The organism is Pseudogracilibacillus amylolyticus (SeqCode), from assembly GCF_051918545.1.
Taxonomy (GTDB): Bacteria; Bacillota; Bacilli; order Bacillales; family Amphibacillaceae; genus Pseudogracilibacillus.
In genome coordinates this window covers 1-19,232 of record NZ_JBPPZG010000059.1, presented here as the reverse complement: position 1 = coordinate 19,232, position 19,232 = coordinate 1, and the positions used below count along the sequence as shown (strand labels likewise).

The 19,232-nt window shown below is 35.6% G+C and carries 14 protein-coding genes and 1 pseudogene; 10 read left to right on the top strand and 5 right to left on the bottom strand.

Features of this window, described 5'->3' with window-relative positions; translation table 11 throughout:
• The first annotated feature begins 364 nt into the window (after positions 1-364).
• The 5 genes from ACPYKA_RS08685 (at position 365) to ACPYKA_RS08665 (ending at position 6,248) form a co-directional block, all read left to right on the top strand.
• On the top strand, positions 365-1,492 hold the full coding sequence (locus ACPYKA_RS08685) for a GntR family transcriptional regulator (protein ID WP_212966019.1): 1,128 nt from the start codon (positions 365-367) through the stop codon (positions 1,490-1,492).
• Between the two features lie 159 nt (positions 1,493-1,651).
• The gene (locus ACPYKA_RS08680) at positions 1,652-2,944 is read left to right on the top strand and encodes an ABC transporter substrate-binding protein (RefSeq protein ID WP_479541916.1); all 1,293 of its coding nucleotides are present in this window, start codon (positions 1,652-1,654) and stop codon (positions 2,942-2,944) included.
• An 81-nt stretch (positions 2,945-3,025) separates the two neighbouring features.
• Positions 3,026-3,970: a carbohydrate ABC transporter permease gene (locus ACPYKA_RS08675; RefSeq protein ID WP_158320757.1), complete on the top strand. Its 945-nt coding sequence runs from the start codon at positions 3,026-3,028 to the stop codon at positions 3,968-3,970.
• A gap of 10 nt (positions 3,971-3,980) precedes the next feature.
• Positions 3,981-4,805 carry a carbohydrate ABC transporter permease gene (locus ACPYKA_RS08670; RefSeq protein ID WP_158320758.1) on the top strand — a complete coding sequence of 275 codons (825 nt, stop codon included), beginning with the start codon at positions 3,981-3,983 and terminating at the stop codon, positions 4,803-4,805.
• A 150-nt stretch (positions 4,806-4,955) separates the two neighbouring features.
• Complete coding sequence (locus ACPYKA_RS08665; protein WP_412932507.1) at positions 4,956-6,248, top strand: ABC transporter substrate-binding protein; 1,293 nt, start codon at positions 4,956-4,958, stop codon at positions 6,246-6,248.
• Between the two features lie 99 nt (positions 6,249-6,347).
• Here the strand turns inward: ACPYKA_RS08665 and ACPYKA_RS08660 are convergent, their stop codons facing one another.
• From ACPYKA_RS08660 to tagD, 5 genes are all read right to left on the bottom strand, one after another.
• Positions 6,348-6,671 (bottom strand): hypothetical protein, encoded by a 324-nt coding sequence (locus ACPYKA_RS08660; protein WP_212966022.1) that lies wholly within the window; start codon positions 6,669-6,671, stop codon positions 6,348-6,350.
• A gap of 143 nt (positions 6,672-6,814) precedes the next feature.
• Positions 6,815-7,429 carry an RpnC/YadD family protein gene (locus ACPYKA_RS08655; protein ID WP_212966023.1) on the bottom strand — a complete coding sequence of 205 codons (615 nt, stop codon included), beginning with the start codon at positions 7,427-7,429 and terminating at the stop codon, positions 6,815-6,817.
• Between the two features lie 201 nt (positions 7,430-7,630).
• Positions 7,631-8,668: an LCP family protein gene (locus ACPYKA_RS08650; RefSeq protein WP_212966024.1), complete on the bottom strand. Its 1,038-nt coding sequence runs from the start codon at positions 8,666-8,668 to the stop codon at positions 7,631-7,633.
• Between the two features lie 214 nt (positions 8,669-8,882).
• Positions 8,883-10,001 (bottom strand): CDP-glycerol glycerophosphotransferase family protein, encoded by a 1,119-nt coding sequence (locus tag ACPYKA_RS08645; protein ID WP_412932511.1) that lies wholly within the window; start codon positions 9,999-10,001, stop codon positions 8,883-8,885.
• 67 nt (positions 10,002-10,068) lie between these two features.
• Entirely contained in the window at positions 10,069-10,467 is a 399-nt protein-coding gene (tagD, locus tag ACPYKA_RS08640) for a glycerol-3-phosphate cytidylyltransferase (protein ID WP_412932513.1), read from the bottom strand.
• A 510-nt stretch (positions 10,468-10,977) separates the two neighbouring features.
• Between tagD and ACPYKA_RS08635 the strand changes: the two are divergent.
• The 5 genes and pseudogenes from ACPYKA_RS08635 to ACPYKA_RS08615 form a co-directional block, all read left to right on the top strand.
• Positions 10,978-12,186: pseudogene (locus tag ACPYKA_RS08635) on the top strand (CDP-glycerol glycerophosphotransferase family protein); the annotation flags it as partial.
• 142 nt (positions 12,187-12,328) lie between these two features.
• On the top strand, positions 12,329-14,695 hold the full coding sequence (locus tag ACPYKA_RS08630; RefSeq protein ID WP_479541915.1) for a CDP-glycerol glycerophosphotransferase family protein: 2,367 nt from the start codon (positions 12,329-12,331) through the stop codon (positions 14,693-14,695).
• Between the two features lie 348 nt (positions 14,696-15,043).
• Positions 15,044-16,831, top strand: coding sequence for a CDP-glycerol glycerophosphotransferase family protein (locus ACPYKA_RS08625; RefSeq protein ID WP_479541914.1), 1,788 nt, complete (start codon positions 15,044-15,046; stop codon positions 16,829-16,831).
• 231 nt (positions 16,832-17,062) lie between these two features.
• Positions 17,063-18,664: a glycosyltransferase gene (locus ACPYKA_RS08620; RefSeq protein ID WP_412932519.1), complete on the top strand. Its 1,602-nt coding sequence runs from the start codon at positions 17,063-17,065 to the stop codon at positions 18,662-18,664.
• 13 nt (positions 18,665-18,677) lie between these two features.
• Positions 18,678-18,896 (top strand): hypothetical protein, encoded by a 219-nt coding sequence (locus tag ACPYKA_RS08615; RefSeq protein WP_412932521.1) that lies wholly within the window; start codon positions 18,678-18,680, stop codon positions 18,894-18,896.
• Positions 18,897-19,232 lie beyond the last annotated feature (336 nt).

Below are 19,232 nucleotides of genomic sequence, written 5' to 3'. Positions count from 1 at the left end.
GTAAGGAAGATGAGGTCCCTGAATATATAGTGGGGGAATTTCACTATGATTTGGAAGAAAATGAAGAAGTGGAGGTAGTCTGTCCTTTTTGTGATGGCACCATGCGACAAGCGAGGAATATCCCAAGTGAATAATCTTCACTTGGGACGTGGTTTAGTCGCGCTAGCGATTTTGTTCTGTGAATTAAATTCGGGCGTGCTAGGGTTGCCTTAATACATGTTTTAAAGTTGATGTGGTTGTTATATCAAGTTGAGAGTTATAAAATTTATAATCGTTTTTTCTGTTTTTTCATGAGAAGAGAAAAATTTATGTTAAATTCATTTATAATGCAGGATAAATAATCTAAGACTAAAGGGTGAAATGTGTGAACAAGCCATTGTACAGAGAGATTTATGAAAGTATTCTTAACAAAATTAATGAAGGGGAATGGAAATATGGAGATAAAATTCCTTCAGAAAAGGAATTGGCAGATCAATTTAACGTAAGCAGAATTACTTCTAAAAAAGCTTTGGATTTACTTTCCCAAGAAAAACGGATTAAGCGTATTCAGGGGAAAGGCTCATTTGTTACGAAGGGGGCAGCAAGTAACTCTTCTGTAACGTTAGAAGCAAATTCCCAGCTTAGGAAGGATATTTTTACTGTCGGGCTGATTATTTCCGACTTCTCAGAAAGCTTTGGTGTGACGTTAGTGAAACAAATTGAGAAAGAAATTACGAAGCTCGGCGGATTATTATACCTTAAATTGTCATTAGAAAATGTAGTAGAAGAAGAAAAGGCGATAGAGGAACTTTTGGATATCGGAGTAGATGGCTTGATTATTCTGCCTGTTCATGGTGAACATTACAACATGAAAATATTGGAGCTAGTATTAAGAAAGTTTCCTCTTGTCCTCATCGATCGGTATCTACGGGGAATTCAAGCAAGTGCGGTTTTAACAGATAATATTCGCGCGTCTACCGTAGCGACAAATTATTTGTTCTCTCTGGGACATAGGGAAGTTGCCTATATTACTCCTCCAGATGATGGGACAACAGTATTGGCAGATCGCTTAACGGGTTACCAGCAAGCTTTTCATCAGCAGCAGTATCCGTATAATCCAGAAATTATATTAACGAGCAGTGTTACAGATTATTTAGTTTTCAAGGAACAGGGGGCCGCATTTGAAGAAGAGCTTAAAAAAATCCAACAATTCTTGCTGGAAAACCCAACCATTACTGGATTTGTCTCTTGCCGCTACTCATTAGCGATTGTTCTTCAACACGTTATCCACACAATAGGGAAGGAGGTTCCCAAAGATTATTCTGTTGTTTGCTTTGATTCGCCCAAGATGAATATTGGTCCATTTCCATTTACACATATTCTCCAGGACGAGGTGGGGATCGCGAAGAAGACGGTTCTGTTATTACATGAGAAAATGAAGGGAAAAAATCATACAGAAAAAGAACTCGTTCAGTTTGAATTAATAGAGGGGCTATCGACTAGAGAAGTATGATACTTTCTTCTCTTTTTTTATATTACTAGTTGACATGTTGTTATATGTTAATATAACATATACTTACTAACAGGGACTGTTGTTATGAAGGTTGTGTAAGCGTTACATGTAAGTGGTACCCTGTATAGAATTGTTAAAAATATCCGGAGGTGAAGGGAAATGAAAAATAAATTTGGCATGATTATTTTGTTTAGTATTCTATTACTCTCGTTATTTTTGACTGCTTGTTCATCAAAGGAAACAGATAGTAAAGGGGAAAAAGACGGAGTGACCACGGTTAAATTTTGGCATTCTCAAACCAATAAAGGGCTTGATGCAATGAACGCAGTGATTAAGGCCTTTGAAGAGAGTCACCCTGACATTAAGATTGATGCCACCTATGTTGCAAACCAGGGGGAAGGGCAAAACGAGAAATTATTAGCCGCTGTTGCTGGGGGAAATGCACCAGATGTTGCCTATTTTGATCGATTTGAAATTGGATCATGGGCGGCCCAAGGGTCATTAGAAGATTTGTCTAGTATGGCAGAGGAAGCTGGAATTAATCGAGAAAACTTTTATCCATTTGCATGGGATGAAGCTTCTTACGATGGTAAACTCTATGGTTTACCAATTACAACGGATTCACGATTAGTCTTTTTTAATATCGACCAATTTGAAGAAGTTGGACTGGATCCAGACAATCCTCCAAAGACCATTACAGAATTAGAAGAAGCCGCAGAGAAACTGACGATTAAAAAAGGAAATAGATTTGAAAGAATTGGTTTTATTCCCTGGTATGGTCAAGGCTGGCTATATACTTGGGGATGGTCATTCGGTGGTGACTTCTATGATGAAGAAACCGGTAAAGTGACAGCCAATGACCCGAAAGTTGTAGAAGCACTTCAGTGGGAAGCTGATTTTGCTAAAAAATATGATGTAGAAGACATTGCTGGTTTTACAGATTCCCAAGGTTCCGAAGCAATGGACCCTTTTATCACGGGACAAATAAGTATGAAAGTAAGTGGACCCTTCGATGTTCCGAATATTAAAAAATTCAAACCTGATTTGAACTATGGTGTGTTCCCTGTGCCTACTCCAACTGGGGAAGATCATACAACCTGGTCAGGGGGCTGGTCTGTCGTTATGCCAAAAGGGGCTAAAAATAAAGAAGCAGGTTTTGAATTTATGGAATTCTTCGCAAGTGAAGAAGGACAAAAGATATTTAGTGAAATTATCGGGGATTTTGCAGCAATCGATTCAGTTAACGAAGAACTGGGTTATAAAGATGATCCGATTTTAGGTGAATTTGTCAAAATACTACCAAATGCTCATCATCGACCTGTGATCAAAGAAGGTTCACTTTATTGGAATGAATTATCAGATGCTGTTGAAAATGCAACTCGAGGAAAGGGAACACCAAAAGAGCTGTTAGATAAGGTTACGGAAAAGGTAAACAAAGCATTGGACTCTTAATGTAGGCGACTTTTAAAAGGGGGAAAGAGGCGCTCACTTCTTTCCCAAAATTCTAATCTCCAAATGAGAGGGGACAAGAAAATGGAATCAACCGTTAAAAAAAGAGCCACCACCGCAAGGGTAAACAAACCGAAAAAACGTTCTAGTTATGAACGAAATATTGAATGGCATGGCTGGTTATTTGCTTCACCCTGGATAATTGGCTTAATATTATTTTTTGCTTTTCCGTTGTTTGCTTCGATTTATTTTAGTTTTACAACATACAGTATTTTACAGCCGGGAGACTTTGTTGGATTGCAAAATTATAAGGATTTAATGCACGATGGTCTCTTTTGGAAATCAATCTATAACACCGTATATTTTGCTGTTTTATTTGTACCATTAAGTATCCTGTTCGGTGTTAGCTTAGCAATGATGTTAAACGTAAAGGTAAAAGGCATGGCGATCTATCGGACAATTTTCTTCCTGCCAACCTTGGTCCCGCAGGTTGCATTAGCGGTTCTATGGATGTGGTTGTTAAACCCTGGATTTGGTTTAGTCAATGGCTTCCTTAGTTCAATCGGGATTGAAGGGCCTTCTTGGTTAGGAAGTGAAGTGTGGTCAAAACCATCTTTGATTTTTATGTCTTTATGGGGAATCGGACAGGCTGTTGTGATTTATTTGGCGGGTCTTGCCGATATCTCGCAAGATTACTATGATGCTGCTAACGTGGACGGAGCGAATTGGTTTCAAAAGACATTAAACATTACATTACCTTTATTATCGCCTGTGATTTTTTACAACTTAGTGATGGGGGTAATCGGGGCTTTTCAACAATTTACTTTACCATATACGTTAACACAAGGAAAAGGATCTCCGGCCAATTCTTTAACCTTTTATGTTATGTACCTTTATGACAATGGTTTTAAATATTTTAAAATGGGCTACGCCTCGGCAATGGCTTGGATTCTCTTTGTGATTATTATGGTTTTAACCGGGATTATCTTTCTGACGTCAAAACGATGGGTCCATTATCAAGGGGAGTAGGAGGGTTCATATGCAAATTCGAGCGAGTAAAGTCATCACTCACATATTATTAATAGCCGCTTCATTATTCTTTATTATTCCGTTTTTATGGCTCATTTCAACTTCTTTGAAACCGCTAACGCAAATATTCACCTTTCCACCTGAATGGATTCCAAGACCATTTGAGTGGAGTAATTATATTAATGCGATGGAACATATTCCCTTTTTCACGTATTTAAAAAATACGGCTGTCATCACTTTATTCAGTACTCTTGGAGTTGTTTTATCTTGTCCACTGATCGCTTATAGTTTTGCAAAATTACAGTGGCGGGGGAGAAATGTACTTTTTGTGATTACAATCGCAGTGATGATGATTCCGGCGCAAGTGACGATGATTCCATTGTTTTTGCTGTTTAATAAACTAGGATGGGTCGGAACTCCTTTACCACTGATTGTTCCTTCCTTTTTCGGGATGCCGCTTTATATCTTTTTGTTAAGACAATTTTTTATGGGATTACCGGCAAGTTTAATTGATGCTGCGAGGATCGATGGGGCTAGTGAATTTCGAATCTATTGGCAAATTATGTTACCGCTAGCGAAACCAGCAGTCTTAGCAGTCGGATTATTCCAATTCATGGCAAGTTGGACGGATTTCCTTGGCCCACTTCTTTATCTAACTGATGAATCTGCCTATACTTTATCGCTTGGGTTACAACAATTCCAAAACCAGCAAGGTTCTGAATGGGGCATGATGATGGCTGTTGCGACCATGATGACTTTACCTGTTATTATTCTTTTCTTCTTCTTACAAAAAACGTTTATTAATGGGATTACGTTTAGTGGGATTAAAGGATAGTTTTTAGTCTATAACGGCTAAAAGCCATACCCTGTCAATTTCTAAGAAGGGCAGGTGATACGGGAAAGGCTACCTACAAGTCGATATGTGAATAGACGGTAATATGGATTTACTTCTTAAATGTTGGAAAATTTTTGGAGGTGATGAAGAATGAAAAGTAGATTTGGAATGTTCTTTGTGTTTAGTCTACTCTTAGTATCGCTAGTTTTATCGGGTTGTTCTTCAAAGGACTCTAGTGGAAATGGAACCGAGGATAAAAGGACGACGGTGAAACTTTGGCATCCGCTTACGAATGAAGGGCTTACGGCAATCAATGCAGTGATTGAGGCATTTGAAAAAAATCATCCGGAAATCAAAATTGATGCGACCTATGTGGCGAACCAAGGAGAAGGACAGAATGAAAAGCTACTAGCAGCCATTGCCGGTGGAAATCCCCCAGACGTGGCTTACTTTGACCGTTTTGAAATTGGTTCATGGGCGAATCAAGGTTCACTTGAAGAGTTAACCGAAATGGCGGAAAAGGAAGGGGTCACAAAGGACAAATTTTATCCTTTTGCTTGGGATGAGGCGAATTACGATGACAAACTTTATGGATTACCAATCACCACGGATGCCCGCTTAGTGTATTTCAACATTGATCAGTTTAAGGAGGTTGGCCTCGACCCCAATGATCCACCTAAAACCATTGCGGAATTAGAAGAGGCGGCGGAAAAACTAACAATAAAGAAGGGGAATAAGTTTGAAAGAGTCGGATTTATTCCATGGTATGCGCAAGGTTGGTTATATACTTGGGGTTGGTCCTTTGGTGGTGACTTCTATGATGAGGAAACCAAAAAAGTCACAGCGAACGATCCAAAGGTTGTAGAAGCACTTCAATGGGAAGTGGATTTTGCCAAAAAATATAATGTGGAAGATATTGCAGGATTTACAGATTCCCAAGGTTCTGCCGCGATGGACCCTTTTATTACCGGGCAAATAAGCATGAAAGTTAGTAATCCTGGTGATGTATTAAATATAAAGAAATATAAACCTGATTTAAATTTTGATGTTTTCCCTATCCCCACACCATCTGGACAAGACCACACGACTTGGTCAGGGGGGTGGTCAGCTGTTATGCCGAAAGGGGCCAAAAATAAAGAAGCTGGCTTTGAATTTATGAAATTTTTTGCAAGTGAAGAAGGACAAAAAATATTTAGTGAATTAAGTGGAGCTTTTGCAACAATTGATTCCGTTAACGAAGAAATCGGCTATAAGGATGATCCTATCTTCGGAAAATTTATCGAGATGTTACCAGTTGCTCATCATCGACCGGTGATTAAAGAAGGTTCGCTTTATTGGAATGAATTATCAGATGCTGTTGAAAAAGCAACCCGTGGAAAGGGCACCCCACAAGAACTTTTAGACGAGGTAACGGAAAAAGTAAACAAAGAATTAGACTCTTAGTTAAAACGACTTTCAAAAGGGAAAGGGAGCAAAAACCCCTTTCCCTTTGCTTCTGCATTTTAAACACGGCAAAAGATCCGCCTAGGGCCCGTATAAAAATTATAACTTCTTTTTCAATTCTTCAATTTCCTCTTTTTTCAATTTCGTTACTTTAACAATCAATTCGCTGGATAACCCTTCTTTTAGCATCTCTACAGCAACTTTTCGCTTGCCACTTTTTTCTCCGATCTCTTTCCCTTTCTCGATCCCTTTCTCTTCATAAGAAATGGGGATTTCCATAATTTTGATTCTTTCTGCTTCGTCCATATAATTGATTTCGTTCATCAATTGTTTCTCCTCCTCTTCGTCTAGTGTTAAATAGCGTTCGAAAAATCCATAGACCAATCTTTGTCTGGCCGGATCCAGCTCCATTTTCACAAGCATTCTGAGGAATTCCTTTTTGAAGGATAGGAAAGAAATTTTGGCTAATGTCAGGTCCAGCTCCAGCGCCCAGCGACTAGCAAACTTTCGGTGCCTTCCTACGATAAGTCAACATCAGCTCGCCTTTCAGGCTCACTGTGTTTCCTTTATCTCGTCAGGCCCCTAAAAAGTTTGTACGTCGCTAAACGGGCGCTTGCGCTTTTCTTAACTTGAACCTTTTCTTTTTCAGTATATCCCATTTTACTCAAAAGCGCTGCAGCTGCAGGATTGTTTGAGTCGATATAAGCTCGCCAATTTTGTTTTCGCAGATGAAGTGTCAAATAATTAAAAGTCAGTACATGAAAGAAAGGGAAGGCAATGGTATACTGATTCTTCTCCCAGTTTTCCTCGTAACTAAAAACAGCGATGGGAATAATCGGCTTCCTATACTTGTTATACAGAAGACTGAAGTATTGATACATGCGCTTATGAAAATAGGTTTGCTGAGAGCTCTGCGGTTCAACATGGATGACAATGACTGATTTTGTACCTTTTAGTGTAGTTTCGATGACAATATCCAGCCTCCGCGTTTCTCCTTCAATTAAATCGGTAAAAACTTCTTCTGATAAAGGCGTTAGATCATGAAAATCAACAAATGGATGGACTTCAGGAAAAAACGCCTCCAAGAATTCTTCGAAAAACGTATGAATCAATTCTTTGAATAGCTGATCGTGCCGGATATAGTCAGGAGGGCTTTCTCTAACCAACTGTGCTAGAGGCATAGTGACACTTCCTTTGTAGAGTTTAATGAGGATAAATCGAGGTGTAGTTCTATCTTCATTATACTAAAAAGAGGGAAAATAGAAAGGGTTTACGCTATTTATACACAGGAAATTAAACAAAATTCGAGCCGTGCCATTAACAGCAAAAAAGCAATTTAAAAACCCCCACTTGCACATTTTTGCAAGTGGGGGAGGACTTGGTTATTCTTCATTAGGAGCAGGTTCAGCAACATTATTCGTAACGTCGGTTGCTGGTTCTAAGCCTAGATGTTGTCTTAAGGCAAGGGTGGTTTCGGTTAGTGCTTCTTCATCAAGCTGCCAGTAATAAACATTATTACCAGCACTGTTCGGAATATAGGCATCATAACCATCAAGGGTCATCGTATTAATCGATAAATTTCCTGAAATTCCATAGTCAGCAAAAGCTTTAATTTCATCAAAAGTCATATTTGTTTTCATATTGTTTCCAATGGCATCAATGATCTGACCAAATTTCGGAATTGCCGTACCTGATGCAGCCTTCTTGGCGATGGCTTTAATCACTTCTTGTTGTCTTTTTCCACGTTCAATATCATTATCCATTTTTCTCGTTCTAGCAAAGGCTAAAGCTTCTTCGCCATCCAGTGTCTGCAATCCAGCTTCCAATGAGATCGCATTAGCACGATCCTTGGAATCTTGTTCAGAAAAGGCAAATGGTACATCAATCTCCACGCCACCGAGGGCATCGATAATCTCCATGAATGCTTCAAAATCAACACGCACATAATAATCGACGGGAATATCCAAAAGATTCTCAACCGTTTCAATCGTTGCCTTTGGCCCGCCAAATTTATGAGCATGGTTAATTTTTGTTGAATACCCAACCTCGTCGATATACGCATACGTATCACGAGGAATGGATAAAAGGTTCACAGACTTTTGTTTTTCATTCAGGGTTGCCAGTAACAGGGCATCTGAACGTGTATTCTCTCCTTGACTACGTTTTGCACTTTCATCAATCCCGATAAATAAGATCGACACGTTATCAATTTTAGGATCCACTTTCTTATCACGTAAATCTGATTTTCCATCACGATCATCTTGATAAGAATTAGCCATCATATCTTCTGCTTTTGTATATATATGCACTCCGTAGCTAATAGCTCCAGCCGCTACCAGTAAAATCGGAAAAATCAAAAACCAAAAAATGCGTCTATTACGTATTTTCTTATTGGACACTTTTATTTGTTGTCTTCCCATAAGGATTAGACTCCTTTTTTTTAAAAATTTCTCTTACCTCTTACAATGCGCTTACGAAAAATAAATATACTACAAACTATAATACTATGAAAGTCTGATTAGGTAAAATACATTTTGATGACAAATCATGTAAAACCGTGTAAAAAAAGTAACTAGAGAAAAAGACTTGGGGATTCATACAATAAAAAAAGGAGTCAATATTGGACTCCTTTCGCTATCCCTCCAAAGAACTGGAAGGTGAATTTTGTTCGGAAGGTGAGAATAAGGCATGTACTAATTGCTCGCTCGATTTTCCTTTTGAATACTCATTCCAATCCTGGGCAAACTCTTCGATTTGTTGTAAATGAAAGTCTTGGTTTTGAATGCTTTCGATCAATTCTTCTGTTGTTTGTACAATCGGTCCAGGAACAAGGTTCTCATAATTTTCCCAAAATCCACGGGTGCGGCTATATTCTTCTAAATCATAGGCGAAAAAGATCATCGGCTTTTGTAATAAGGAAAATTCAAATGGAATCGAAGAGTAATCTGAAATTAATATATCCGTAACCATCAATAAATGATTAACATCAGGAAAATGAGACACATCATAGATAAAATCAGGATAGGGATTTGTCCAATCCGCTTGAATTGCAGGATGTAATCTCAAAAACAGTACATAATCTTCGTTAAACGCTTGATACATTTTTTCAAGGTCAAGGGCTAGTTTAGAAACATGCATTTGATCATCACGAAAAGTGGGGGCATACAAAATCACATGTTTTTCCCGGATAACGGGATAATGATAAGCTATCTCTGATTCAACAATTTGCTGAGTTAATTCATCAAAAAAGAAATCCGTTCTCGGGATTCCTGTTCGCAAAATCTGTTCAGCAGGTATCCCAAAGCTCTGTTGGAAAATCTTACTCATTTTCTCACTACCAACAACGACATGAGTCTGTTGCTGATATACTTTTTGAAACCGGGCTTGAGCTCGAGGGGTACGGTAGTAAATAGAGGGATCCTTTAACCCGAATTTTTTCACCGCTCCAGCCGCATGCCATAATTGAACACGAGCTACTTCTTTTCGAAAGGGTGCAGCCGCTAAAAAGCCAAAATAGTTATCCACGAATATATGAGACGATGTCGCTAAGTGAAAGACCGACCGCAACCAATGGATAGGGGATGTAAGTTCAAAATTTAATATAATCCAATCAGGATAACCTGCAAAATCCAATTTACAGGAACTTGTTTTCAAAATGACAATCGGGACATCTGGATGTAATTTTTCTAAGGCACTCGCCGTATACAGAACGTTATCTCCAAACGAAGCGACAAAGGTTGCTTGTTTTTTCAAAGGGTACAACTTGAAAAGGGAGAAAACAATCTGAAAGACCCATAAATATAAAGTAATTGCTAATTCTCTAACCATTATTCGTTTGATTCAAATCCTCTTTTATTTTTGTTGTGGAAATACCAACCGTTCTTGGCAAATAAACCACTTTACAATATTCTTTTAAAAAGTCAAACTTACCTTGCCAATCATCCCCCATGACAAACACATCAACATCATACTTCTTCACATCATCTATTTTCTGATCCCAGGAATACTCCGGGATTACCTCATCCACATAACGGACAGCTTCCAAAATGGCTTTACGCTGTTCATAGGAATAATACGCCTTCTTACCTTTAATCGCATTAAACTCATCCGTTGAAATGGCCACAATCAAATAATCCCCATACTCTTTCGCTCGTCGCAAAATATTAATATGACCTGTATGGAGAAGATCGAATGTTCCATAGGTTATTGCTTTTTTCAATTTGGGAACCTCCGTAAGAAGTTTGTCATTAGTATACCTTTTCCGTGGTGTCACATCAAAATTCATTGTTATAAAAAATAGAGAAGTATGTGGATCTCTTAATGTTTACATAATTGCTTTAGTGATGATAATGATACAAATAACAGTTACATTCGTCAAAGGTAAAATTGCATATTTTTTATGGCTTATTTAAATAATCCCGTTCTTTAATATACAATTCAAAGAATTGATTCCTAAATCAACACAATTGTAATGTTTGTAATCGAAAAATACTTTCATATTGCCTATTTCCTTTGGCCGTTGCCGATTTTTGTTGTTTTTCGTTATTATTGTATCAAACACCTCTCCAATTTGGTAGCTTTTTTCCAGTTGATTAACGATGCCAAGCCTAGAGGTGTTTTCTTTTAATGCCTGTTCGATAGCTATATTTTTATTCGTTAGCATAAACGGATGAAAAACGACTAAATGCTGGTTTTGAGAAGAAGAAATCGGCTGAATTTATGGGAAAAAAGAGGAGGAAGAGATACAGTGGCGTCGTTGTGGAGTAAAATTTCTCGCAGTCAATTTATGCTGTTTCTATATAAAATGGTTTTTAAACTAATTGGACAACTCCCCCCCAACAAGGATCTTATTATTTTTGAAAGTTTCCATGGGAAACAATATAGTGATAACCCAAGGGCGATATATGAGTACCTGGAAGAGCATCATTCTGAATATGAAATGTACTGGAGTATTGACAAGAGATATATGGAACAATTTAGAAATATGCGCAATATAAAATGTTTACAGCGCTTCTCGTTTCAGTGGTTAATGAAAATGGCTAGAGCTCGATATTGGATCGTGAACAGCAGGCTACCATTATGGATTCCAAAACCAAGAAATACGATATATGTTCAAACATGGCATGGAACGCCTCTAAAAAGGCTAGGTGCGGATATAGAAGAGGTACATATGCCGGGAACCAATACAGAGAAATATAAACAGAATTTTACTCGTGAAGCAGCGAAATGGGATTTTCTCATATCACCTAACGAATACTCAACTAAAATATTTACTAGAGCTTTTGATTATCACAAAACAATTGTTGAATCAGGGTATCCGAGAAATGACTTTTTAATGAATCATAATAATGAAGAAACAATTCTAGCAATTAAAAAGAGAGAAGGCATCCCTTTTAATAAAAAAGTGATTTTATATGCTCCTACATGGAGGGATGATCAATTTTATTCAAAAGGAAAGTATAAATTTAACCTTCATTTAGATCTGGAAAAAATGAAAGAGCGTTTGGGAGACCAATATATCTTAATTCTAAGATTACATTATCTTGTTTCTGAAAATCTGGACTTATCTGGGAATGAGGACTTTGTCATCGACTTATCTAATCATGAGGATATAAGAGAACTTTATGTGATTTCAGATATGTTGATTACAGATTATTCATCTGTTTTTTTTGATTATGCAAATCTTAAACGTCCGATGTTGTTTTATGTGTATGATTTAGAAGAATATAGGGATAAATTAAGAGGATTTTACTTTGACTTTGAAAACAAAGCTCCAGGTCCGCTTGTTAAAAATACTGATGACTTAATGAAAGAAATTAAATTGATAGAAGAAAATGGTTATACACCTTCAAAGGTAACAATGGAATTCAATGAGAGATTTTGTTCCTTAGAAGATGGCCAGGCAAGTAAAAGGGTAATAAATGAAATTTTGCTATAGTCGAGACAAATCATCTAATAACCGCCCGTTTAAAGGTATCTTCAAATCAGAAGTATAATGTTGCGGGGATGATCAAAATATAATGGTAAATAAACAATTTTGTAAAATTTTGATGCTAACGAAAAAATGGAGTGTAGATTAAATGGAAATGTATGATTCCGCATTTGAAGTGATTGAGAGCCATCCTGATTCAATAGAATTGTACTCAAAAATAGATAATAAAATGCATAAAATTCACTTTGCGTCTCTTCAATTGAATGAACCAAAGCAGGTAGCAACCCTAGAAACAGATGATAAGGTGTTTCTTAAGTATATCCCTAAAGAGAATGTTGTTTTCTTATTATATGCGTATAATAATATAATCTATTGTATTCTGGAAGAGGAAGAAATCTCCGCAAACGTCACGAATGAAAATTACTATAACTATCATATTGAAAACTTTTATGCCTCCGCACAAATATATCAAATAGGCTCATCACGAATAGGCATGGTCGATCAAAATGGGGAACGTTTATTTATAATTGATGACTTTCTGACCAATAACCAAAATCCGCTTCATTATCAATATGATATGGGATTTACTACCACGGAGTTTCGATACACCGTTGTATCCATTATAAGTTATAGTAAATACAACATTGTCATTACATATGATTTGTTTCGTAAAGAGTTTATTGCAGATAAAGTCTTTTTAAAAATCGTAAAACCTCATGAAGATATGAACATAAAGTTACTGAGTAAAAACACGATTCAGATAAATAGCGAAAATGCTTCAAAAGAAGTGAAATTTACTTCCCTTCCCAAAGGAAGAAGATATAAACTCCTTAACCATAATCAGGTAAAAGATGGAGACAAAGAAAACATATTGTCTATTGTTAGTATAAATAAGAAGCGCTATTATATTTTTAGCAGTCATAGAGGGATCTATATAGTAAAAGGTGACCCATATAAGGTTACGGGAAATCAATCCAACTTAAGGGTGATCTTGACTAAAAGGAATTTATACGTTTTCGGGCGTTTGACTCACTATGCCTATCGTGCGCACGGTCGGTATGAAAATTTGTATTTACAGAATGCGGATAGAAAAATTGGCAAGTTTTTTCGACCCTTTAAGTCAATAAAGTATTTGCAAAGGTTCGGTCTATTTAAAGTACCTGTAAAATCCTTAATGGTAGAAGGGCGAATCCATAATAACCTATTGGTGGGCAACGAAGAGATTCCCATTCATAATTTAAGAAGAAGAAAAAGAGATAAAAAGGCCACCACGCTTTCTTTTAAAAAGCATGGTGATCAATTAATGGTCATTAGAACAAATCTGGGTGGGAACTTAACAGCAACCGTTGTTCCATTTACTGAAGAGTATAAACTAATAAACCGGGTAAAAATTAAGCTTGCTCACCTTACATCGAAATTGTTTCCTACAAAGGGAAAAAATGTCAATCTTTATTTTGAAAAGAAAAGTGAAAAGGCAGATGAATCGGGATTTCGCGTGTTTGAAGAAGTGATGAAGAAGCATCCAGCGACATCTGAAAACTATTTTATTATTAACGCTCATTCCGATCGATATGCTGAATTGAGGGAAATATATGGAGCAAACATTATTGCCAAATACAGCTTTAGGCATTATTTGAATATATTTCGAGCAAATTATTTTATTGCGAGTGAACTCTCTAACCATTTGTTAAATGACCGCCTATATATTGATGAAATTCGCAGTAAAATCATGTCTGTTCCCCTTATATTTTTGCAACATGGTATTATGTTCGCAAAGCCTGTAGATAACCCAATGGCTTACGGATTTCATAAAGATAAAAATTTATATAATATGCATAAATCCGTTATAAGTTCAGAATTAGAAGCAAAGGAATTTTACAAAATGGGTTATAGTGATCAAGATTTAATTCTAACGGGATTGGCAACATTAGATGTTGCTAAGCTTGATGAAAATGCTGATAAAATTGCTTATATGCCAACGTATAGATATTGGGAGGAAGCATTAATATATAACAATGAAATCAAGAAAACATCTTATTACAAATCCATTATGAAGGTAGTGGAAGCATTTAAGAAAGCAGAACTTCTTGATCGACTGATCATTGTTCCCCACAATAAGTTTTCGCAATTCATATACGAAAACATTCCGGAATATAAGGATATCATTGAAAGCAATCCTTCTGAAGCATTAAAAAAAGCACAAGTTTTTATTACCGATTATTCTTCCGCTATTTATGACGCTATTTTCAGAGGTGCATACCCGATCTTTTATTGGGAGGAAAAAGATTATTTAATTACAAACTATAAAGCAATCCCGCCTGTCAATGAAGAAAATGCACCTGGACCGATCGCCAATTCAACAGATGAGTTGATAAGGTTCGTACAAAACGCAATCAAGCGTGATTATGTATTAGAAGAAGAGTATCAAGAAAAATATTTAAAAATAAATAAGTTTAATGATCGAAAAAATACGAAGAGGATTGTGCAGCATTTAATGGAAGAAAATATCATATAGTTAGGCTGCCCGGGAATTTATTTCCCAATCGTATGCCTCCATACATGGTCTAATGCCGTAAATAGAGCTCATCTGGATATAGATGGGCTTATTTGATGGGGGATAAAAGTATTGATAATTTTCGCGAAAAGGTGTATATTTACTAGAACTTAGGCATATAAACATGCTTAGATAAGATATAATCGTATAAATGTAGAAAGCGCAGCCCTGAAATAGCATTGAGGAAAATTGGAGCCAATAATAAAAAGTTTAACAACATATTTTTCAGTAGCAAAATTGTAAAGCGTTTACATAGGGTTGTGTTGATCCCGATGTATTTTACTTTTTTGATAGAAAAGGAGTATGTTTATGCAATTAGAAGCTGGCTTATCTAAATCACATAAAAACTTTAAAGAAAATATTCAGCATGAGTTCAATGAAACAGTAAATAGAATAATTGATCTAAAATGGAACGAATCTATTTTATACCTCAAAGGATACTGTTATATCAAGGGAATCCCTTTGACGAAAAGCTTGAATGTTCGAAAAAGTTTGCTGTTAGAGAAAGAATTAATGGATGAAGAAGAGGCAGTCACTTTTAATTACATACTAGAAGATATCCCTTTAAATGAATTAAATGTGAGTGAAAACTCTGGAGAATCTATCTATTTTTGGGCAGGGTATAAAGGAAGCATTAACTTGTCTACTGCTCATGATAACAAACCCTTGCCACCAGGTTCGTACAAGACTTTTATACAAATTGAAATACTACAAAATAATCACGTGGTAATTGAAGAGAGGATACCACTTGGCGATATTCGGAAATTCTTGAAAAATGATTTTCATACAACACAATTAAAGTTTTTTTCCGCAAAATTGCAAATAGAGAATAACTTAATGGTAACCTATGATTTAGATTCGAAGAGTATGTTGCTCGAGTCAATAAAAGTAAAGAGTTTAAATCCAAGTTTGCTTTATGGAGATATCAAGAATAAAACCGAAAAACCAGGTATTCTATACAGAATTTTGAGATCGAAAGTCTTTATATTATTATACTACCTTTTCAATTTATTCCCAGTAAAAGACGAAAGAATTTTATTTGCGTCCGATAGCCGCGATGAAATTGGGGGTAATCTAAAGTTTGTATATGATGAAATGCTAAGTCGTGAGCTAAATTATGAATATAAATTCATGTTTAAGGAAAACAGCTTTGTTAAAAAAAGCTTTTCTGAGATTGTGAAACTAGCGTATTTTGCGGCGACTTCTAGATTCATCCTGTTAGAAGAAAATTATCCTATGTTTTCTCCTCTGAAAATCAGAGCTAAGGCTGAGTTAATACAACTATGGCATGGAGCAGGAGCTTTTAAAAAGTTTGGTTATAGCCGTTTAGGACAGCCAGGAGGCCCCAAAGTTCATTCTAAAGATCATCGTAATTATACTAAAGCTGTTGTAAGTTCAAAACATATTATTCCACATTACTCAGAAGGATTCGATATCAGTCCAGAGACAATTTATCCTTTAGGAATTCCTCGTACCGATATGTTTTTTGATGAGGAATATAAGGAACAAAAAAGAGCGGAGTTATACGAGCAATATCCCTTTTTGAAAGGGAAAAAGGTTATTTTGTTCGCCCCTACATTTAGAGGAAGAGGAAGAAAAGAAGCTCACTACCCTATAGAGGTTTTGAATTTCCAAGAACTTTATGAAAATTTAAAAGATGAGTATGTTTTTCTATTTAAACTTCACTTTATTGTTTTAAATAAAATTACTATTCCTTATCAGTATGCAGATTTCTTTTATGATTTTACAGATTACAGAGAGGTAAATGATTTATTATTGATCACTGATCTTTTAATCACAGATTATTCTTCCATATGCTTTGAATTTTCACTATTGGACAAACCTATGCTATTCTTTGCCCATGATGTAGAAGAGTATATCAGTACTCGTGGATTTTATTATGAATATCAATCTTTTATTCCTGGAAAATTAGTGAAAACTTCAAAACAATTGGTTGAGCATATAAAAAATAATGACTTTGCCATTGAAAAAGTTGCCCCTTTTAGAGAATATTTCTTTGACGATCTTGATGGTAAGGCAAGTAAGCGTGTTGTAGATCAATTAATATTGAACATTGGTGAGCTGGAAACACAATAGCTTAACTAATTCAAATCCTCTATAATAGTATGGATAATTTCTACTATTATAGAGTTTTTTTCTTGCACTTGGTGTAAATTTGGGTGTTGCTTTCTAACAAATAAGACTGAAGAAACAATATTCAAATTATATGCGGCAAAATTTGACCATATATTTTTTTTCTATAAAATGTTAATGTAATGTAGATTATTAAAAGATCAGTATACTAATTGCTTATAGGAGTTGAACGGTTTGAAAATTACTGTAGCTATCCCAATCTATAATGCGGAAAGACATTTAAATGTAACATTAGATTCTTTAATAAATCAAACAATGGATAGTAGCGAGTTTGAAGTAATTTGCGTGAATGATGTCTCAACTGACAATAGTGCAGCGGTTGTAGAATCGTATATGAAAAACCATAATAATATTAAACTTATTAATAGAACTGAAAATTCTGGTGGTCCAATGCTACCAAGAAATGATGCGATCAATGCTGCGAAAGGGGAATATATTCTATTTCTAGATAATGATGACTTTATTGGGGAAGAAACGTTAGAAAGATTTTATAAGAATGCAGTAGAAAATAATTCAGATGTTATATTTGGAAAATATGTAGGGGTTAATGGGAGGAACGTCCCGCAATCTATGTTTAAATATGGGAATTTACCAAAAGCTGAGATTTTAGAACATAATTTAGTCTTTTCATTAGCCCCACATAAAATGTTTAACGTTGATTTTATAAGAAAACATGATATTCGTTTTCATAAAGAAGCGGTCGTAGGTGAAGATCAATTATTCGTTATGCAGTCTTTTGTTCATGCTAAAGTTATTACTGTTCTTTCTGATTATGAATACTATTATGTCGTTAAAAGGGGAGACGAAAATCTAAGTTTAAAATATTTCCCAGCAGAAAACTTTTACTATTCGTTTAATAATATTATGAAAACTATAGAAGAGTCGGATTTAAGTCCCCTATACAAAACGGAATTATCTGCAGCTTTCTTAAATAGATTCCTTCATGCAAGCCGACTAAGAAGTTATCTTTTAACGAATAGGTTAACGACAGAACAAAAAAAAGATTGGTTAAATGAAACGAAAAGATTCATTGATAACCATGTAAATGATGAATTGATCAATTTATTACCGTCCCGATTCCATTATTTTGTGTTAATTGCACAGGAAAATGATTTGCAAAAGTTATTGATGGTTCATAAGCAAATGGATAAAGTGAGTCCAAATCAGGTAACAAGAGTTGAAAACGGGTGGATTTATGCAAACTTTAAATATTCTAGAAAATATTTAGCTTATGATAATGAATATGCTGTAAATCATCTAAATACTTCAGATGTTTTTGTAGATGATATCGTATTAGATGATACACATTTTGAAATATCTGGACAGTTTTATCAAAGCCTTTTAATTAATATGAATGTAAAAAATGAATTAATTCTTGTTCATAGAAGCTCAGGAATAGAAAAAAGATTAAAAAATAATCTTTTAAATGAGTCAGGCCAATTCAGTTTTAAAGTTGATTACCGCGATTTCGTTGTAGATGAGAAATCTGTTGGACCTTGGGATGTCTTTATAGAAGGAATAATAGATGGATATACGAAAAGAAGAAGGTTGGGACAAGCAAGAAATAATGACCTAAAAATAAAACAACAAGAAGGTATACATGAAGCTAAAGGTTTTATAGATAAAATTACACAGTCTAATAAAGAGAAAGAAGCAGTTCCTAAAAAGGAAATAATAATTGACCCTGTACGTTCATTTGGAAAGAAATATACAGTTAGAGCATATTTTACTAAAGATCATGATAATCTTTCATTTGATGTAAAATTGACTAAGTAAAAGGATGATAATATTGGCAGATTTAAAAAAGAAAGCAATAGTTAAAAAAAACGATGTCTATTCGTATGCAAGGCCTTCAAAAAATGCGATTAAGGTTAATCAATTTAATAAAGGTGATGAAATTACAGTATATCCCTTAATTAAAGGATGGCTTGAACTTCGTCCGGTAGATACAGATGGTATTATGAATACGGAGTTTATTGCGGAATCTGAAATAAAGTTTGTGAAATAAAACAAGGACCAGGAAAATTTTATTCCTGGTCCTTGTTTTTATCAGTTGATTTTAAAGTACTGATCTACGCCATCAGCTATAGCCTTAGCTAATTGTTTATGGCAAACTAAAAATGTAGGTTATGGCACTTCTTTTATGCATGGCCTATAGGGCTATGCATAAAAGAAAAAGCCACTTGCTAACAACTCAATAATTAACTACACTTCCTGTTGGACCATTATTCTGGCAGGAGGTAGATTAGGAGTGTTAGAAGTGACTGAAATTAATTATATCAGACAACAAGTGAACGGAAAAGGGCATACATATGCAGAGGTTGCGAGAAGAACAAATAGAGAC

Bases quoted from the DNA above. Each gene is read 5' to 3' on its own strand.
- ACPYKA_RS08680 (WP_479541916.1), top strand. From the start codon at position 1,652: ATGAAAAATAAATTTGGCATGATTATTTTGTTTAGTATTCTATTACTC.
- ACPYKA_RS08675 (WP_158320757.1), top strand. From the start codon at position 3,026: ATGGAATCAACCGTTAAAAAAAGAGCCACCACCGCAAGGGTAAACAAA.
- ACPYKA_RS08670 (WP_158320758.1), top strand. From the start codon at position 3,981: ATGCAAATTCGAGCGAGTAAAGTCATCACTCACATATTATTAATAGCC.
- ACPYKA_RS08665 (WP_412932507.1), top strand. From the start codon at position 4,956: ATGAAAAGTAGATTTGGAATGTTCTTTGTGTTTAGTCTACTCTTAGTA.
- ACPYKA_RS08660 (WP_212966022.1), bottom strand. From the start codon at position 6,671: ATGCTTGTGAAAATGGAGCTGGATCCGGCCAGACAAAGATTGGTCTAT.
- ACPYKA_RS08655 (WP_212966023.1), bottom strand. From the start codon at position 7,429: ATGCCTCTAGCACAGTTGGTTAGAGAAAGCCCTCCTGACTATATCCGG.
- ACPYKA_RS08650 (WP_212966024.1), bottom strand. From the start codon at position 8,668: ATGGGAAGACAACAAATAAAAGTGTCCAATAAGAAAATACGTAATAGA.
- ACPYKA_RS08630 (WP_479541915.1), top strand. From the start codon at position 12,329: ATGGAAATGTATGATTCCGCATTTGAAGTGATTGAGAGCCATCCTGAT.
- ACPYKA_RS08625 (WP_479541914.1), top strand. From the start codon at position 15,044: ATGCAATTAGAAGCTGGCTTATCTAAATCACATAAAAACTTTAAAGAA.